Consider the following 15,566-nt stretch of genomic DNA (forward strand, 5'->3'; position numbering starts at 1 on the left):
AATTACTGAACGCGCGTCCAGGTCTGCCCGCGACAGACCAGACCACCAGCAACGCAGCCTTTGACGGTCAGTTGATTCTGGCTGTCCAGTGTCATCTTTGAGTTATAGGTCTTGTCGCGGTCTGGGGCCCAGATCTTGCCATTGTCATAGCTCCCGTCACCTTCAGGGACCATGTCCCAAATGATTTGCTTGCCCAGATTCTCGTATTCCAAGTTTTGATTGCCGCTGCCATCAAATGCACTGTCAATGGTTCCGCAGACGGCGCTGCCGCATTCCGAAATGGATACGTGCAGGTAACCGCCTTCATCACCTGCTTGGGTTTTCCAGATGCCATCGACCGGATCGGCAAAAGCACCGGTGGCCAGTGCTACAAAACCGGCGGCAAGAGTGAGTTTCTTCATAATCAACCTCCCTGATTTGCGGGCAGTCTGACCCGAGGCGTGCGTGTGGGCAAGAATGACCCAGCGTCGCGTTGCATCCCCTGTCCCGCCTGTGCGATATGCCGCGCGTGTAACACTTAGATAGGGCCGCCCGACATGATCCTCTACCCCGCCATCGACCTGAAAGACGGCAACGCCGTTCGCCTGCTGCGCGGAGAAATGGACAAAGCCACCGTGTTCAACGAAGACCCGGCAGCGCAGGCCCGCGCTTTTGTCGAGGCCGGGTGTGAATGGCTGCATCTGGTCGACCTGAACGGCGCGTTTGCGGGCGAGCCGGTCAATGCCGCCCCGGTCGAGGCGATTCTGAAGGCTTGCGATGTGCCCGCGCAGCTGGGCGGCGGCATCCGCGACATGGCAACCATCGAGACCTGGATCGACAAGGGACTGGCGCGCGTCATCCTGGGTACTGTCGCGGTTGAAAACCCTGATCTGGTGCGCGAAGCGTCCAAGGCTTTCCCGGGCAAGGTCGCCGTGGGCATCGATGCGCGCAACGGTATGGTTGCAACCAAAGGCTGGGCCGAGGAAACCGACGTGCAGGTCACTGACCTTGCCCGCAGCTTCGAGGACGCAGGCGTTGCTGCGATCATCTACACCGACATCAACCGCGATGGCGCGATGCAGGGCCCGAATATCGAGGCGACGGCGGCTCTGGCGCAGGCTGTGTCGATCCCGGTGATTGCCTCGGGTGGTGTCAGTTCACTGGACGACCTGATCGCCCTGCGCGACTGCGGCGTTGAGTTGAACGGCGCTATTTCGGGTCGCGCGCTTTATGATGGCGCGATTGACCTGGCCGAGGCCATTCGCGCCCTGTCTTAACCTCTACTGCGCGGCAGCCGAGGTCAGTTTGTTCAACGCACCGCGCATCTTTTCGATCACAGGCGAGTTTTCGACATCGTCAAGCTCGTCCATGGTCTCTTTCGGGTCTTCATAGGCCAGCCAGACCTGCCCGTTCGCATCCTCATAGGCCTGTACTTTCAGCGGCAGGAACAGACCTGCGCGCGGATCAATTTGCATCGCTGGCGTGCCCAGTGCGGGGTTGCCAAAGATCAGAACCTGATTGGGCGGGATAGGTGTGCCAACCTTCTCGGCCCCTGCCGCGTGATCGATCCGGGCAAAGACGGTTGCGCCTGCATTGCCCACTGCGGCTTCAAGCGCATCCAGCGCCTCGGCCACGGATTTGTCGGTTTCCACCTTGATGATATCGTCTGCCATTGCGGCGACTGCTCCTGCAAAAATGAATGTGGTCGTCAAAAAGAGGTTTCGCATCTCATTGATCTCCTGCTGAATTTGGGAACAGTTTTCACAGCTTTGAGAGGGGTGGCAATCACAAGTCTGGCATCGGCGGGGCTTTGCCGGTAGAGGTGCGCTCAACAAAGGACAACCCATGCTGAAAACCCGTATCATTCCCTGTCTGGATGTCGCCGATGGCCGTGTCGTCAAAGGCGTGAATTTCGTGGGCCTGCGCGATGCGGGCGACCCGGTGGAGTCGGCCAAGGCCTATGACGCCGCCGGGGCGGATGAGATTTGTTTTCTGGACATCCACGCCACGCATGAAAACCGGGGCACCATGTTCGACGTGGTGCAGCGCACGGCAGAGCAGTGTTTCGTGCCCCTGACCGTGGGCGGCGGCGTGCGCACCAAGGACGACGTGCGGGCCCTGTTGCTGGCGGGGGCGGATAAGGTCAGCTTCAACTCGGCTGCTGTAGCGAACCCGGACGTAATCGCCGAGGCTGCGGATCAGTTTGGCAGCCAGTGCATCGTCTGCGCGATCGACGCCAAGACCGTCAGTCCCGGCAAGTGGGAGATTTTCACCCATGGCGGCCGCAAACCCACCGGCATAGACGCGGTGGAATTTGCTAAGACCGTTGTGGCCAAGGGTGCTGGGGAAATCCTGCTGACCTCAATGGATCGTGATGGCACCAAGGCGGGGTTCAACCTGCCTTTAACACGCGCGATCTCGGACGCGGTGGATGTTCCGGTGATCGCAAGCGGGGGCGTCGGCAATTTGGACCATCTGGTCGAGGGCGTGACCGAAGGCGGCGCAAGTGCCGTTCTGGCGGCATCCATCTTCCATTTCGGCGAATATACCATTCGCGAGGCCAAGGAACACATGGCCGCTGCGGGCATTCCGATGAGGCTGACATGAGCATTCTGAACGATCTGGCCACCACCATTGAGGCCCGCAAAACCGCCGACCCTGAATCGAGCTGGACCGCCAAGCTGCTGGCCAAAGGCCCCGAGAAATGCGCGGAGAAATTCGGGGAAGAGGCCGTTGAAGCCATCATCGAAGCCGTCAAGAATGACAAGGCGGGGCTGACCTCCGAGGCGGCGGATGTGCTGTATCACCTGCTGGTCATGCTGGCGGCGCGGGACGTGGCACTAGACGATGTGCTGGCCGAACTGGCACGGCGCCAGGGCCTCAGCGGTATTGCCGAAAAGGCCGCGCGCCCCAAGGGGTAAGCTGCGGGGTTTCAGAACGACCGCCCCGGCCCTATGATCGGGCTGTGCGGTCCGTAACCCTGAGGGCATGAGAATGATCAGAGCTTTGGCCTTTGTTCTGGCCCTCGTGACGTTGGGGGCCTGTGCGTCCCCTCCCCCGTCGACCGGCGACGAAGTCCAGCGTCTGGCCACCGAAATTCGCGAACTCGGCCCCGGCATCGATCCCGAAGAGGCCGACCGCGCCGCCCGGGTCGCCTATGCCTATACCGCGCAACTGGTGCAGGAATACCAGATCACCGACCCGCCCCTGATCCACAATGCGAAGGTCAACAGGGGGCTGCGCCCGCGTGGGTTGTGCTGGCATTGGGCCGAGGATGTCGAACGACGTCTGAAGCAGGAACAGTTCCAGACACTGACCCTGCATCGCGCCATCGCCAACGCGGACAATCCGTTCCGAATCGACCACAGCACCGCCATCATCAGCCGTGCCGGAGACCCGATGGATGACGGCATCGTGCTGGACCCGTGGCGCTATGGCGGTGTTCTGTACTGGTCACCCCTGTCAAAGGACACAAGATACGATTGGGTGCCACGCAATGTGGTTCTGGAAAAGCGTCGCCAGGCGCAGGTGGCCCGGCTAAGGCCCTACCCGGCTGAATAAGCTAAAGCTTGGATGAGATGATGCCGGTGCTGAATCCGCCCATGCGCAACTCGCCAAACAGGCGCTGATATTCGATCTTCGGGCAACGGTTCATCACTACATCCACGCCGCGCGCCTGCGCTTTGGCAGCGGCCTCGGCGTGTTCGACGCCAATCTGCATCCAGACCGTGCGAAGATCGGGGAAGACCTCCAAAGCCTCATCCACAATCGGCGGAACAGCCTCGGACCGTCGGAAGATATCCACCATGTCAACGGGTTCGGAAATCTCGGCCAAACTGCCGCACACCGTCTGACCGAACAGGTCCTTGCCCGCGTGGCCCGGATTGACAGGGATCACGGTATACCCCTTCAGCGACAGGTAGCGCGCCACGTAATAGCTGGGCCGCACAGGATTCATCGACACGCCGACAACAGCAACACGTTTGGTGCGCTGCAGGATACCTTTCAGATGATCATCGGAATAGTCAGGCATAGCGGCATCCTAAGCACAGACCGCAAAAAGAAAAAAGCGCCCAAGAAGCCTTGGGCGCCAGTTGTTGGAACGAGGGACAGTGAAATGACCCGCGGCAGTTCCGTTCCGCGGTCACTGTGACATTTAAGCATGATCCGGATGAAAAAAAGAGGGGGCCTTCTTTTTTGTGATGACTTTTCACAAAAAGCGGAAACCGTCCTATTCCTCGTACAAAACCACCGGCCAGTTCTGTTCGGCCATCTGGATATATTCCGACCTGTCCTGCTGCCAGATCTGCTCGATTTCCGGCGAATGCGTCAGGTATAGTCGGCCATCCACCACTTGCCACGCCATCGGGTCGGTGCTTTTCAGTACACCCTTGGCCATCGCGTAGGAACAATACCCGCCAAATTGAGGCGCAAAGGCGCGCGGATTGCTTTCAAATCGCTCGCGGTTTTCCTGCGACGCGAAATGCCATTCGGCCCCTTTCCACATCACGGCAATCGTCGGCTGACCCTGAATCGGAACGTCGCTGTCAAAATAGGACACGGGATCGTACCCCGCCATCGCAGCCCCTTCGGTCGCGAAATAGACAGGTTTATCCTGCGCCTGAACGGCAGGCGCCAAGGCCAAGGCAAATATTGCACCAAAGATGGAGCGACGACGAAGCATCACGGAACCCACAACTGAGAATCGAGAGTATCAAAGTGCAATTTTTTGACGCTTCGGGAACCCCTGTTGACGCGGTTGTGAACGCCTGTGCTGCCTGGGTTGCAGTTTAGTCGAAAATATCCTCGATCACGTCCCAGGCTTCGTCCAGCACCCGATACAGCACGCTTTTCTTCTTTTTCTTCTTGCGCGTCTTGGGCGGGGCAACATGGCTGATTGCGGTGCGTTCCTGCCTGGGCTTTGCTACCTTGCGCTTTGGCAGCTTCTTCAGGTCATGCAACGGCGCGCCGCAATTGGAACAGCTCAGCTCGTGCCGGTTCTTACCGGTCAAAACCAGCGCAGCCCGGGTCCCGCAATAACAGCAGGTGGCGATTTTGGATGGTCCGGAAATGACGCTCTCCTGTTCAATGGTGACGTGAGGCATATAAGGCGATTGCCGCCGCATTTGAGACGTTCAGGGACCCGAACCCGCCGGATGCGTCAATTTTCACCAGCTGATCAACCGTTTCCTTGGTCTTTTGCCGCAATCCCGGCCCTTCGGCGCCCAGCACCAGGGCCACGGGCCGGTCGCGCTGATCGCCCAGGGCGGTTTCGATCGTCTCTTGCGCCTCACCGTCCAGCCCAAGCACCAGAAAGCCCATTTCCTGCAATTCGGTGATCGTGTCGGCCAGATTACGCACCCGAAGATAGGGCTGACGTTCCAACGCGCCGCTGGCCGTTTTCGCCAGCGCCCCGGTTTCAGGGGCCGAATGGTGCCGCGTTCCGATCACGGCGCTTGCGCCCAGAACCTCGGCCGAGCGCAGAATCGCCCCCACGTTATGCGGGTCGGTCACCCGGTCCAGCAGGATCACGCGCGGGTGTTCGCGCCCGATGCAGTTTTCAGCCAGACCGCCCCAATCCAGCGGCTTGACCTCAAGCGCCGCGCCTTGATGGACCGAGCCTGCATCGATAGGTGCCGTGAACTTGCGCGGATCGACCATCTCGGCTTCGATCCCTGCAAACTCAATGGCTTCGGCCAGCTTGTCGCGGGCATTTCGGGTCACGATCAGGCGCAGTTTTTGGCGTTTGGGGTTCATCAAAGCGTCCCGCACGGCGTGCAGGCCGAACAACCAAACGGTCTCTGCAGCGGCGGCTTTTCGCGCCTGTTCCTTTTCGACGACCCACTTGGGTTTTTTCATTTTGGGGGCCTCCGGGCCGGGAATTCGGTTTCCTGCGTCAAAGCGGAATTTTCCTGTTGACGCTCCTTTGGTGCGCTAGTAATCACGCCTCCACGTCAGGTGCAACGCCTGACAGTGGGCGACAGGCCGCAAGGTGTGGCAGGGGACTGTAACTCCCTCGCGGAGACGCACGCCTGGTTCGATTCCAGGGTCGCCCACCACTTCTCCATATACATGAAATCAAGGCAATGGGCGGTTATCACTTGCGCCTGGCAGGCCTTTTCGCCTGCGGACCTCCGTTCGGACCCGCCACCCCAAAAACCACGCTTTTTATGCCACGAAGCTCTTTTGCCCCTCGAAACCGACCCGTCCGATAACAACAACGTTCTAGAACGTGCTCTTGTCGAATCAAGGTGTTTCATGTTCTGTCGCCCGCGATGGTTCCCGACCGCTTTCTGCGGACGGGATAAAAGGGAATACGGTGCGGCCCCATGGCCAATTCCGTGACTGCCCCCGCAACTGTAGGCGGCGAGCGACCCGAGATCGTCCACTGGGCATTTGCCTGGGAAGGATCGGGACAGCGTTGACCCGCAAGTCAGGAGACCTGCCATCCGAATTTGAATGAACCTGGGCGGGGTGTCCCAGAGGGAGATGACAATGTTTCAAACGGCCTGTGCCGTCCAAAACCTTGCACTCGCTTTGCCCTCGACCTCGCGAAGGAGGCGATGCTTTTGTCATTGCAAAAAAATGAATTTCCACCCTGCAACCCGCATCGGTTGACCGTTGCCCCGGTGACCTGCAACACCACTGTTTGCGCGCAAGCCAATGGGGTATCCCGATGACGCGGCACATTACCCATGACGACTCGGGTGCACGAGGGCGCTGCCTAACCGAATTCAGCGTTTTGGCGCTGATTGCTGGCGCTTTGGCCGTGTCGGCTGTGCTGTGGCTTGCGATTTACGTGGTGCTGTGATGACGGCTGTCTTGCAACTCCGCGATCTGACGCTTGGATACCCTGATCTGACGCTGTTTCGTCGCCTGTCCATGGATATTGAAGCCGGCACAACTCTGGCCGTTCTGGGGGCCAATGGGTCGGGCAAAAGCACGTTTGTGAAGATGCTGCTGGGTCTGCTGGATCCGCTTTCGGGCAGCATGAACTGGCCCAATGGCCGCCCCGGCGCCATCGGCTATCTGGCGCAAATGACCGAGTTTGACCGCCGCTTTCCCATCCGAGTACGCGATCTGGCCGCGATGGGGGCCTGGCGTGGATTTGGATTTCGGTCCGGTCTGGACAGCGCCGCGCGCGACCGGATGACCGCCGCATTGGACGAGGCCGGGGTTCTGGACATCGCAGACCGCCCGCTTCACATGCTGTCCGGCGGGCAGCTTCAACGCGCCCTGTTCGCACGTGTCATCATGCAGGACGCGCCGCTGATCCTGCTGGACGAACCCTTTGCCGCCGTTGACCAAAGCACGGAGGCGCATCTGCTGACGATCATCCGCCGCTGGCGCGATGAGGGCCGCGCCGTTGTGCTGGTCGTGCATGACCTGTCATCGGTTCTGGACCATTGCAGCCATGCCCTGCTGTTGGGCGGGCAAGAAGCGACCCATGGTCCGGTGAATGACGTCCTGACGCCCGACCGGCTGGTCGCGCAGGGGTATCTGTCCGAGAGTCAGGCCTCGTGGATGTTCCGTGGAAACCCTTCAGCATCGGAGCATGCCCATGTTTGATCTGCTTACCGAAATGTGGAGCTTTGCCTTCATGCGCCGCGCCTTTGTGGCGACCACCGTTCTGTCGGCCTCGGTCGCGCCGGTGGGGGCATTCCTTGTCCTGCGCCGCCTGTCACTGGCGGGTGAAGCCATGGCCCACGCGATTACGCCCGGCATCGTCATCGGGTTCGTGACGGCGGGTTTATCGGTCATGTCGCTGTTGGTCGGCGGGCTGATTGCTGGGGTCGGGGTGGCCATCCTTACGGCCCTGCTGGCGCGCCGGACGATCCTGCGCAGCGATGCCAGCCTTGCCTCGCTGTACCTGATCGCCTTGGCCGTAGGGATATTCATTCTATCCGCAGCCGGGTCCGCCGTTCCGCTGAAAAGCTTCCTGTTCGGTTCGATCCTCGGAATTGACGATGCGTCGATGATGCTGGTGGGTGGGGTCGCGACGGTGACGCTGGTGGCCTTTGCTGTCCTGCTGCGCCCCTTGATTGTCAGCACCTGCGACCCGGTGTTTTTCGAAACCCAGACGCGCCGCCCCTGGCTGGTCGATCAGGGCTTTATGCTGCTGCTGGTTCTGAACCTGCTGGCCGCGTTCAAGACGCTGGGCACACTTATGGCTGTCGGCCTGATGATCCTGCCCGCAACCGCCGCGCGGTATTGGGCAAGTACCATCACGGCGCAGCTGGTTTTGGGTTTCCTTTTCGCCCTGTCCAGCTGCTGGATCGGTCTGACCCTGTCCTACCTGTTTCCCGACACGCCATCCGGCCCGGCCATCGTGCTGGTCGCGGGCGGGTTCTTCCTGTTTTCGGCCATCTTTGGGCCGCTTGGTTTTGGCGGACGGCTGCGCAAACCGTCCGTTTCGAAAGACATCCCCGTCGCGCAAGTTCCACAAGAAGAGAGAGCTCAATGACTCTTATGAAATCCCTCTATGCCGGTATTGCCACGGCATCCCTCGCTCTGGTTGCCCTGCCAGCCTATGCAGGTGAAGACCACGTCAAGGTCGTCGCCAGCTTCTCGATCCTCGGCGACATGGTCGAAGAGGTCGTGGGCGACCTGGCCGATGTGACCACAATCGTTGGCCCCGATGCGGACGCGCATGTGTATCAGCCGTCGGTTGCGGACGCCAAGGCCGTGGCGCAGGCGGACATCATCTTTGTCAACGGTCTGGGCTTTGAGACATGGTCCGACACGCTGATCGCGGAATCGGGCACCGAAGCCACCGTGCATGTCGCAACCGACGGCATCACGCCGGTCGAGGTCGACGGTGCAATTGACCCCCACGCCTGGAACTCGCTGTTGAACGGCGTGATCTACGTGACCAACGTGGCGGACGCGATGAAAGACGCCATGCCCGAGCATGCAGATGAAATCGCCGCCAATGCCGACGCGTATATCGCCAAGCTGGAGGCACTGGACGCCGAAACCAAAACCAAACTGGCGAACCTGCCCGCAGACCGCCGCACTGTCGTCACTGCCCATGACGCGTTCGGCTATCTGGCGGACGCCTATGGCATGACCTTCCTGGCGCCAGTCGGCATCGACACCGAAGCCCAGCCGTCCGCCAAGGAACTGGCCGTTCTGATCGACCAACTGAAAGCCGAAGGTGCGGCAGCCTTGTTTGTTGAAAACATCACCAGCCCGGCCTTGGTTCAGCAGATCTCGGACGAAACCGGTATTGAGATCGGTGGCCGTCTGTTTTCGGACGCCCTGTCCGAGCGTGGTGGCCCGGCCACAAGCTATCTGGCGATGTTCCAGCATAATCTGGGCACGCTGCTGACTGCGCTGGAAACCCAAGGCGCGAGCTGATGATACCCGGTCGAGGCGGTTTTCAAGCCGCCTCGTACCACCTCAGGCAGGTTGCAACCGGTTGCAGCCGCGTCGCAATAGTGCATAATCAAGCCCAATGATTATCGCGACCCGATCCACACCCCACCCGCATGAACGGTACGCCCTGTGAGCGTGACTTTGAAAGATGTTGCGGCGCTTGCCGGGGTGTCCCGATCCGCCGTTTCGCGCACCTTTACCGAAGGGGCCTCGGTCTCGGCCAAAACGCGCAGCAAGGTCGAGAAAGCGGCGCGAGAATTGGGGTACAGCCCAAATGCGCTGGCCTCATCGCTGACGACCGGGCGGACCAAGCTGATCGGCCTGATCTCCAACAACTTCCACAACCCGATCTTTCTTGAGGTGTTCGACCAGTTCACCCGCGCGCTGCAGGAGCGCGGCTTGCGCCCGCTGATCGTAAACCTGACGGACGAGACCGAGCCTGCCAATTCCGTGCGAATGCTGCGTCAGTATTCAGTCGATGCGGTCATTGTCGCGTCATCAACCCTGCCCCCCAGTTTTGCCAAAGCGTTCCACGATGCGGGCGTGCCGGTTGTGCATACCTTCGGACGGTCGGCGACCTCGCCCGAGGTGCATGTGGTCGGCATCGATAACGTCGAATGCGGGCGCATGGCGGCGCGAGAGCTTGTTTCGCGCGGGTACAAGCGCGTCGGCTATCTCGGCGGGCCAAAAGATGCGACCTCGGCCATGGATCGGTATCGGGGGTTTATCGAGGAAACCGACCAGCACCCCGACCTCGACGTGTCGCATTCTTTCGCGGATAATTACTCGTTCGAGGCGGGGCGCGCGGAAATGCTGCGCCTGCTGCAAGGCAACCCTGCCGAAGGGTATTTCTGCGGCGACGACATCCTGTCTGTCGGTGCGCTGTCAGCGCTCAAGGATCATGGGCTGAAACCCGGCAAGGACATCGGCATCATCGGCCTGAACGACATGGAAATGGCCCGGTGGGAAAGCGTCGATCTCACGACCATTCACCAGCCGATCAAACAGATCATCACGTCCTCGGTCGATCTGGTCGAGGAAATGCTGAAAGAGCCTCATAGATACCCTGAGGCCCGGATTTTCCCCTGTCGGGTGATCGAGCGCGGCACGTTGCGGCGGCCCCGCCCTTGATCAGCGAAACATCGGCGGGCGGGCGTCTTTCCACGCACCCTGCTCTTTGCCGGACGCGACAGCGGCGTGGACTGCCGCGATAGACCGCACCCCATCCGCAGCGCCGGGCAAGCCGTCGCGCGTCTCACCTCGGATCGCGTCGGCCAGATCGCAGTAGATATTGGCCACGGCCAGCGGAAAGCCCTCGGGGTGCGCGATCGCCACCCGAGACAGACGTTGCACTTCATCATGCAGCCCGCCCTCGCCCTTTTCGATGATCTGGGTGCGTCCACCGACAGGCGTGTAAATCAACTGGTTCGGCTGTTCGGAGGCCCAGCGCAGCCCACCGGTTTCGCCAAACACCTGAATGTCGAACCCGTGCTGCCGCCCAATAGCCACGGAGGAAGTCCAGAGCCGCCCGACCGTGCCGCCCTCCATCCGGAAATTCACCATCGCGTCGTCTTCCAGTTCCCGGCTGGAGATGGTCGAGGCCATATCGGCGGACAAGGACTTCACCTCGTCATCGCAGATGAAACTGGCCATATGCAGCGCATGAATGCCACAGTCTGCGAATTGACCCGAGACACCGGCCATCGCCGGATCGTAGCGCCAGCGCACGCGCGGGTTGTCGGCATCCGTGGCATCGCCGTGGTGCCCATGGCTGAAATTGGTGACAACCAGACGGACCATGCCAATATCACCCGCCCGCACCATGGCACGGGCCTGACGAACCATCGGATAGGCCGAATAGCAATAGTTGACCGCGCAGATCTTGCCCGAGGTTTCTGCGACGCGAACGATCTCTTCGCCTTCTTCCACCGTCATCGTCATCGGCTTTTCACACAGCACGTTGAACCCGGCTTCCAGAAACGCCTTGGCGATCTCGAAATGGGTCGAGTTTGGCGTGGCAATCGTCACCAGATCGACGCGATCGTCGCGGTCTTTCTCCCCTGCCAGCATCTCTTGCCAATCGCCATAGGCGCGATCAGCAGCAATACCCAGCCGTTGCGCATATTCACGGCCCACCTCGGGCCGATGATCCAGCGCGCCTGCGGCGAATTCGAACATCCCGTCCGCCTGCGCGCCCAACCGGTGGGCGGGCCCGATCTGGCTGCCTTCGCCACCGCCGATCATGCCCCATTTCAGCTTTGCCATGGTCTTGGTCTCTCTATCGATTGTATCGTTAAGCGATCAGAAATCGCTGATGTTTTTCCACTGCCGCTGGTCCGATGAGGCCAGCGCCGCCGCCAGCACCCGGTTGACCTGATGCCCGTCGCGGAAGGTGGGCCAGATCGCTTCGCCTGTGTGGATAGCCTGCAGGAAATCCTTGGCCTCGATGATGATCTGGTCCTGATAGCCGGTGCCGTGGCCGGGTCCCTGACAGAAGGGTTCGTAATCCGGGTGCGTCGGGCCGGTCAGGATTTTGGTGAATCCCCGCTGCGCCTCGGGCCCTTCGCGCCGATAAAGCCACAGGGCATTCTGATCTTCCTGATCAAAGCGGATTGCGCCTTTTGTGCCAGAAATCTCATAGGCATAGCCCATCTTCCGCCCCGTCGCGACGCGACTGAAATAGAGGTTCCCCATCACGCCATTTTCAAACCGGCACATCATCTGCGCGTGGTCGTCATTTGTGACCTCTCCGCCGGGGCGCGTGCGGTGCACGGTTTCCACATCGGCCATGACCTGCGCAATTGGTCCGATCAAAGCCATCGCGCCGTTCACCATATGCGGGGCCAGATCGCCAATCGTGCCGTTCGCCATGCCCGTCGTGCGCCATGTGGCGGGGGCTTGCGGGTCGGCATAGAAATCCTCGGTATGCTCGCCCCGAAACCAGGTGACGTCGCCAATCTCGCCCTCGGCGATCAACTGGCGGGCGTACTGGCTGGCTGGCGTGCGGATATAGTTGAAACCGACCATATTGACGGCACCCGCAGCCTCGGCAGCGTTGACCATCGCCTGACTGTCCTCAAGCGACGCGCCCAGCGGTTTTTCGCACAAAACCGGCTTGCCCAAAGCAAAAGCCGCCTCGGCGATCTGGCGATGGGTTTCCTGCGGCGACGCGATCACCACAGCCTCGACCCTTGGGTCCTCGACCAAAGCGCGCCAGTCATGGGTCGCGCGCTGAAATCCATAGGCTTCCCGATACCGCTCGGCGCTTGCAGGCGTGGACGCGCAGATCACCTCAAGCCGAGGTCTGAGCGCCGTGTTGAACACCGCACCAACGGCGGACATGGCAACGGAATGTGCCTTGCCCATATAGCCGCCACCAACGATTCCAATTCCGATTTCAGGCATCTGTCACGGCTCCGAACATATCATTTGCAACCGGTTGCAAAATCAGTATCGTGTGAATCGATTCAACGCAAGGTCCAAACTTTGCCGACGCCCCTAAGCCGGAGGAATATGACGTGAGCGCTTTGATGGACGGTATCAAAGGGAACCGTTTTGCGGTTTTCGGGCGTGCTGGCATGGACCTGTTTGCCGATCCCATCAACGTCAAAAGCGAGGATGCCGAAACGTTCCATGCCGATCTAGGCGGATCCTCGGCCAATATCTGCGCGGGTCTGGTCAAGCTGGGCAGTCAGGCATCGCTGGTCACCTCGGTCTCGGATGATGCAATCGGGCGCTTTTGCCTGAACCGGCTGCGGCATTACGGGGTGGATACGTCCTATATCCGCATATTGGGGGGCGAATATCGCACCTCTCTGGCGTTGTATGAAAGCCGGACCGAGAATTTCCAGAACGTCATCTATCGCAACGGGGCCGTCGATTTCCAGGTGACCGAAGAGGACGTTGACCGGGTCAACTATGGCGAATTCTCGGCTGTCCTGTCCGCCGGAACGGTGTTCGCCTCGGAACCTTCGCGCAGCGCCACGTTCCGCGCCTTTGACAATGCACACAAAGCCGGGTTGCCGGTGATTTTCGATGTCGATTACCGGCCCTATAGCTGGCCCTCACCCGAAGTGGCCGCCGACGTTCTGTCCCGCGCTGGTGAGGCCAGCGACCTGATCGTCGGCAATGATGAAGAATTCGGCTTCATGGCCGGTGGCATCGAAAAAGGGTTCGACAAGGCCCGGGAACTGGCCTCGAAACCGGGCCGGGTTGTCATCTACAAGATGGGCGAAAAGGGTGCCGTGACCCTGACCGACGGGCAAGAGATTCAAACAGGCATCTTCCCGGTCGATGCGATCAAACCCGTTGGCGCGGGTGACAGTTTCATGGCCGGTCTTTTGGCCTCGATCGCTGCTGGCGCGTCGCTGGAACAGGCGGTCCTGCGCGGTTCAGCCTGTGCGTCCATCGTGGTTTCCAATCCCGGCTGCGCCCCCGCCATGCCCACAACCCCGGAACTGGATGCGTTCCTTGCCGATCATCCCGGCCCGACCACATAGGAGTTTCCCATGCACATCGCGCCCTATGACAACCAGAACAAACCCATTGTGGATGCCGACGATCCGACGGTGCCGCTGAACTATTTCAACATCGTCAAACTGCGCCGTGGCGAGGCGTTCGAATATCAGGTACCGGGGTATGAGACCTGCATCGTGCCCGCCACCGGCAGCGCCGATGTCGAAGTCGAGGGGGTGCAATTCCCCAAGCTGGGCAACCGGGGCGAGGATGTCTGGGACGGTGAACCCGAGGGCGTATACGTTCCGGTCGGGGCCAAGGCACAACTGGTCTGTGTATCGGACAAGGCCGAGGTTTTCATCGCGGGCGCAAAGTTCGACAAGGTGCTGGATCCTTTCGACGTGCGCGAACATGACCTTGTGCAATATGGCAGCGATGACACCAAAACCCATCGTAAAATCAAACACATCCTTGGCCAGAAACAACATGACAAGGTCGGTCGCCTGCTGGTGAGCGAGTTGTTCACGGTTGGTCAGGGCGGCTGGTCAGGTTTTCCCAGCCATAAGCACGACACCAACCGCCTGCCGGATGAATCGCGCCACGACGAGACCTATAACTTCCGCTTCAAGCCCAACTGGGGCTCGGGCCTGCAAATGCTGCAGCGCGAGGACAACGAGCCGGGCGATGCCTACCACATCGTCGATGGCTCGACGATCTGCATCGACAAGGGTTATCACCCCTGCTGCGTGCTGCCGGGGTATGAGATGTATTACTTCACCATCCTCGGCGGTCTCAGCCAGCGGTCTCTGGTGCAGTATTTCCAACCAACACATGCCTATCAGATCGAAACGATTCCGGGCATCAAAGACATGATCGCGAAGTTCAAATGACCCTCGTCACTCTGAAAGACGTCCTGCAACCGGCCTACGAACAAGGCTATGCCGTGGGCGGGCTTGTGACCCTCGGCTGGGAAGACATGCGCGCCTATGTGGCCGCGGCCGAGGCCGAAAATGCCCCAGTGATCCTGCAAGCCGGACCCAGCTGCCGCGAGCACACCCCCCTGCCTATTCTGGGTAAGATGTTCCGGCATCTGGCCGAGAACGCTTCGGTGCCGGTAGTGGCCCACCTGGATCACGGCTATACGTTTGAGGAGTGCAAGATCGCACTGGACAGCGGCTTTACCTCGCTGATGTTCGACGGATCGCGCAAGCCCCTGCAGCAGAACATCGACGAGACTGCCGCAATTGCCGAGATGGCCCACGCGGCGGGCATTTCCTGCGAGGGCGAGATCGGGTTCGTGGGTTATTCCGGCGGCGAAGGCTCGAACGGGACCGACCCGACCGAGGCTGCGCAGTTCGCCCGCGACAGCGGCGTGGACGCGATGGCGATCTCGGTCGGCAACGTCCATTTGCAACAGAACAAAGAGGGCGGCCTGGACGAAGATCGCATCCGCCAGATTGACGCCATGACCGAGGTTCCGCTGGTCATCCATGGTGGGTCGGGCGTACCGGTCGAACAGCGCGCGCGCCTCGCCCGCGAAACCGCAATTTGCAAGTTCAACATCGGAACCGAACTGCGCATGGCCTTTGGTCAGGCCCTGCGCGAGGCCGTGAACGCAGACCCCGACAGGTTCGACCGCGTGACCATCCTGAAGGAAACGCATGACCCGGTCGAGGCTGCTGCGCGCATGGTGATCCGCGCTTTTGGTGCACCGGCGCAGTGATAGAAGCAAAAAGGCCCCGGAATGACGGGGC

General features: G+C 60.5%; 20 protein-coding genes, 1 tRNA gene and 1 riboswitch. Of the genes, 13 read left to right on the forward strand and 8 right to left on the reverse strand.

Going from position 1 to position 15,566, the window contains the following annotated elements; translation table 11 throughout:
• Positions 1-2: 2 nt before the first annotated feature.
• Positions 3-401, reverse strand: coding sequence for a DUF2147 domain-containing protein (locus ACR0LW_RS17765; RefSeq protein ID WP_170452135.1), 399 nt, complete (start codon positions 399-401; stop codon positions 3-5).
• Positions 402-536: 135 nt separating this feature from the next.
• Here ACR0LW_RS17765 and hisA point away from each other — a divergent pair, with 135 nt between their 5' ends.
• Positions 537-1,256, forward strand: coding sequence for a 1-(5-phosphoribosyl)-5-[(5-phosphoribosylamino)methylideneamino]imidazole-4-carboxamide isomerase (hisA, locus tag ACR0LW_RS17770; RefSeq protein ID WP_480625700.1), 720 nt, complete (start codon positions 537-539; stop codon positions 1,254-1,256).
• 3 nt (positions 1,257-1,259) lie between these two features.
• Here hisA and ACR0LW_RS17775 read toward each other — a convergent pair whose 3' ends face one another.
• Positions 1,260-1,652 carry a DUF302 domain-containing protein gene (locus ACR0LW_RS17775; RefSeq protein ID WP_480883659.1) on the reverse strand — a complete coding sequence of 131 codons (393 nt, stop codon included), beginning with the start codon at positions 1,650-1,652 and terminating at the stop codon, positions 1,260-1,262.
• 172 nt (positions 1,653-1,824) lie between these two features.
• Between ACR0LW_RS17775 and hisF the strand changes: the two genes are divergently transcribed.
• From hisF to ACR0LW_RS17790, 3 genes are all read left to right on the forward strand, one after another.
• Entirely contained in the window at positions 1,825-2,586 is a 762-nt protein-coding gene (gene hisF / locus ACR0LW_RS17780) for an imidazole glycerol phosphate synthase subunit HisF (RefSeq protein WP_170383233.1), read from the forward strand.
• A complete protein-coding gene (locus tag ACR0LW_RS17785; RefSeq protein ID WP_480883661.1) occupies positions 2,583-2,900 on the forward strand; it encodes a phosphoribosyl-ATP diphosphatase in 318 nt (105 codons plus the stop codon). The genes hisF and ACR0LW_RS17785 overlap by 4 nt, the downstream gene beginning before the upstream one ends.
• A gap of 73 nt (positions 2,901-2,973) precedes the next feature.
• The gene (locus tag ACR0LW_RS17790; protein WP_480883663.1) at positions 2,974-3,540 is read left to right on the forward strand and encodes a hypothetical protein; all 567 of its coding nucleotides are present in this window, start codon (positions 2,974-2,976) and stop codon (positions 3,538-3,540) included.
• Between the two features lies 1 nt (position 3,541).
• Here the strand turns inward: ACR0LW_RS17790 and ACR0LW_RS17795 are convergent, their stop codons facing one another.
• From ACR0LW_RS17795 to rlmB, 4 genes are all read right to left on the reverse strand, one after another.
• On the reverse strand, positions 3,542-4,012 hold the full coding sequence (locus ACR0LW_RS17795; protein ID WP_480883665.1) for a CoA-binding protein: 471 nt from the start codon (positions 4,010-4,012) through the stop codon (positions 3,542-3,544).
• Between the two features lie 198 nt (positions 4,013-4,210).
• Positions 4,211-4,663 (reverse strand): YHS domain-containing (seleno)protein, encoded by a 453-nt coding sequence (locus ACR0LW_RS17800; RefSeq protein WP_480883667.1) that lies wholly within the window; start codon positions 4,661-4,663, stop codon positions 4,211-4,213.
• Between the two features lie 106 nt (positions 4,664-4,769).
• Positions 4,770-5,084: a hypothetical protein gene (locus ACR0LW_RS17805; RefSeq protein ID WP_170452150.1), complete on the reverse strand. Its 315-nt coding sequence runs from the start codon at positions 5,082-5,084 to the stop codon at positions 4,770-4,772.
• Complete coding sequence (gene rlmB / locus ACR0LW_RS17810; protein WP_480883669.1) at positions 5,065-5,838, reverse strand: 23S rRNA (guanosine(2251)-2'-O)-methyltransferase RlmB; 774 nt, start codon at positions 5,836-5,838, stop codon at positions 5,065-5,067. Before rlmB ends, ACR0LW_RS17805 begins: the two co-directional genes overlap by 20 nt.
• A 116-nt stretch (positions 5,839-5,954) precedes the next feature.
• Between rlmB and ACR0LW_RS17815 the strand changes: the two genes are divergently transcribed.
• The 6 genes from ACR0LW_RS17815 to ACR0LW_RS17840 all read left to right on the forward strand — a co-directional run bounded on the left by ACR0LW_RS17815 (position 5,955) and on the right by ACR0LW_RS17840 (position 10,488).
• A tRNA-Tyr gene (locus ACR0LW_RS17815) sits at positions 5,955-6,038 on the forward strand.
• Between the two features lie 200 nt (positions 6,039-6,238).
• Positions 6,239-6,443: riboswitch (cobalamin riboswitch) on the forward strand.
• Between the two features lie 212 nt (positions 6,444-6,655).
• On the forward strand, positions 6,656-6,790 hold the full coding sequence (locus ACR0LW_RS17820; protein ID WP_480883671.1) for a hypothetical protein: 135 nt from the start codon (positions 6,656-6,658) through the stop codon (positions 6,788-6,790).
• Positions 6,790-7,548: a metal ABC transporter ATP-binding protein gene (locus ACR0LW_RS17825; protein WP_480883673.1), complete on the forward strand. Its 759-nt coding sequence runs from the start codon at positions 6,790-6,792 to the stop codon at positions 7,546-7,548. Before ACR0LW_RS17820 ends, ACR0LW_RS17825 begins: the two co-directional genes overlap by 1 nt.
• Positions 7,541-8,443 (forward strand): metal ABC transporter permease, encoded by a 903-nt coding sequence (locus ACR0LW_RS17830; RefSeq protein ID WP_480582337.1) that lies wholly within the window; start codon positions 7,541-7,543, stop codon positions 8,441-8,443. Before ACR0LW_RS17825 ends, ACR0LW_RS17830 begins: the two co-directional genes overlap by 8 nt.
• Positions 8,440-9,339 carry a metal ABC transporter solute-binding protein, Zn/Mn family gene (locus ACR0LW_RS17835; RefSeq protein ID WP_480883675.1) on the forward strand — a complete coding sequence of 300 codons (900 nt, stop codon included), beginning with the start codon at positions 8,440-8,442 and terminating at the stop codon, positions 9,337-9,339. Before ACR0LW_RS17830 ends, ACR0LW_RS17835 begins: the two co-directional genes overlap by 4 nt.
• A 147-nt stretch (positions 9,340-9,486) precedes the next feature.
• Complete coding sequence (locus ACR0LW_RS17840) at positions 9,487-10,488, forward strand: LacI family DNA-binding transcriptional regulator (protein ID WP_480883677.1); 1,002 nt, start codon at positions 9,487-9,489, stop codon at positions 10,486-10,488.
• Here the strand turns inward: ACR0LW_RS17840 and ACR0LW_RS17845 are convergent, their stop codons facing one another.
• Complete coding sequence (locus ACR0LW_RS17845; protein ID WP_480883679.1) at positions 10,489-11,622, reverse strand: Gfo/Idh/MocA family protein; 1,134 nt, start codon at positions 11,620-11,622, stop codon at positions 10,489-10,491. It lies immediately after the preceding gene.
• Between the two features lie 36 nt (positions 11,623-11,658).
• On the reverse strand, positions 11,659-12,762 hold the full coding sequence (locus tag ACR0LW_RS17850) for a Gfo/Idh/MocA family protein (RefSeq protein ID WP_480883681.1): 1,104 nt from the start codon (positions 12,760-12,762) through the stop codon (positions 11,659-11,661).
• 125 nt (positions 12,763-12,887) lie between these two features.
• On the opposite strand from ACR0LW_RS17850, the gene iolC reads away from it, so the two are divergent.
• Genes iolC through ACR0LW_RS17865 form a run of 3 tightly spaced genes read left to right on the forward strand, consistent with a single transcriptional unit; the run spans position 12,888 to position 15,535 of the window.
• Entirely contained in the window at positions 12,888-13,856 is a 969-nt protein-coding gene (gene iolC, locus ACR0LW_RS17855; protein WP_480883746.1) for a 5-dehydro-2-deoxygluconokinase, read from the forward strand.
• A 9-nt stretch (positions 13,857-13,865) separates the two neighbouring features.
• Positions 13,866-14,702, forward strand: coding sequence for a 5-deoxy-glucuronate isomerase (locus ACR0LW_RS17860; RefSeq protein ID WP_480883683.1), 837 nt, complete (start codon positions 13,866-13,868; stop codon positions 14,700-14,702).
• Positions 14,699-15,535, forward strand: coding sequence for a class II fructose-bisphosphate aldolase (locus ACR0LW_RS17865; RefSeq protein ID WP_480883685.1), 837 nt, complete (start codon positions 14,699-14,701; stop codon positions 15,533-15,535). The genes ACR0LW_RS17860 and ACR0LW_RS17865 overlap by 4 nt, the downstream gene beginning before the upstream one ends.
• Positions 15,536-15,566: the final 31 nt, after the last annotated feature.

It is taken from the genome of Ruegeria sp. N4 (assembly GCF_056531425.1).

What these genes read in the sequence shown, in the direction of transcription:
- ACR0LW_RS17765 (WP_170452135.1), bottom strand. Translation starts at nt 401, where the DNA reads ATGAAGAAACTCACTCTTGCCGCCGGTTTTGTAGCACTGGCCACCGGT.
- ACR0LW_RS17830 (WP_480582337.1), top strand. Translation starts at nt 7,541, where the DNA reads ATGTTTGATCTGCTTACCGAAATGTGGAGCTTTGCCTTCATGCGCCGC.
- ACR0LW_RS17805 (WP_170452150.1), bottom strand. Translation starts at nt 5,084, where the DNA reads ATGCCTCACGTCACCATTGAACAGGAGAGCGTCATTTCCGGACCATCC.
- rlmB (WP_480883669.1), bottom strand. Translation starts at nt 5,838, where the DNA reads ATGAAAAAACCCAAGTGGGTCGTCGAAAAGGAACAGGCGCGAAAAGCC.
- ACR0LW_RS17790 (WP_480883663.1), top strand. Translation starts at nt 2,974, where the DNA reads ATGATCAGAGCTTTGGCCTTTGTTCTGGCCCTCGTGACGTTGGGGGCC.
- ACR0LW_RS17835 (WP_480883675.1), top strand. Translation starts at nt 8,440, where the DNA reads ATGACTCTTATGAAATCCCTCTATGCCGGTATTGCCACGGCATCCCTC.
- ACR0LW_RS17775 (WP_480883659.1), bottom strand. Translation starts at nt 1,652, where the DNA reads ATGGCAGACGATATCATCAAGGTGGAAACCGACAAATCCGTGGCCGAG.
- ACR0LW_RS17820 (WP_480883671.1), top strand. Translation starts at nt 6,656, where the DNA reads ATGACGCGGCACATTACCCATGACGACTCGGGTGCACGAGGGCGCTGC.
- ACR0LW_RS17845 (WP_480883679.1), bottom strand. Translation starts at nt 11,622, where the DNA reads ATGGCAAAGCTGAAATGGGGCATGATCGGCGGTGGCGAAGGCAGCCAG.
- ACR0LW_RS17825 (WP_480883673.1), top strand. Translation starts at nt 6,790, where the DNA reads ATGACGGCTGTCTTGCAACTCCGCGATCTGACGCTTGGATACCCTGAT.
- ACR0LW_RS17860 (WP_480883683.1), top strand. Translation starts at nt 13,866, where the DNA reads ATGCACATCGCGCCCTATGACAACCAGAACAAACCCATTGTGGATGCC.
- ACR0LW_RS17865 (WP_480883685.1), top strand. Translation starts at nt 14,699, where the DNA reads ATGACCCTCGTCACTCTGAAAGACGTCCTGCAACCGGCCTACGAACAA.
- ACR0LW_RS17850 (WP_480883681.1), bottom strand. Translation starts at nt 12,762, where the DNA reads ATGCCTGAAATCGGAATTGGAATCGTTGGTGGCGGCTATATGGGCAAG.
- ACR0LW_RS17800 (WP_480883667.1), bottom strand. Translation starts at nt 4,663, where the DNA reads ATGCTTCGTCGTCGCTCCATCTTTGGTGCAATATTTGCCTTGGCCTTG.
- iolC (WP_480883746.1), top strand. Translation starts at nt 12,888, where the DNA reads ATGGACGGTATCAAAGGGAACCGTTTTGCGGTTTTCGGGCGTGCTGGC.
- ACR0LW_RS17795 (WP_480883665.1), bottom strand. Translation starts at nt 4,012, where the DNA reads ATGCCTGACTATTCCGATGATCATCTGAAAGGTATCCTGCAGCGCACC.
- ACR0LW_RS17785 (WP_480883661.1), top strand. Translation starts at nt 2,583, where the DNA reads ATGAGCATTCTGAACGATCTGGCCACCACCATTGAGGCCCGCAAAACC.
- hisA (WP_480625700.1), top strand. Translation starts at nt 537, where the DNA reads ATGATCCTCTACCCCGCCATCGACCTGAAAGACGGCAACGCCGTTCGC.
- hisF (WP_170383233.1), top strand. Translation starts at nt 1,825, where the DNA reads ATGCTGAAAACCCGTATCATTCCCTGTCTGGATGTCGCCGATGGCCGT.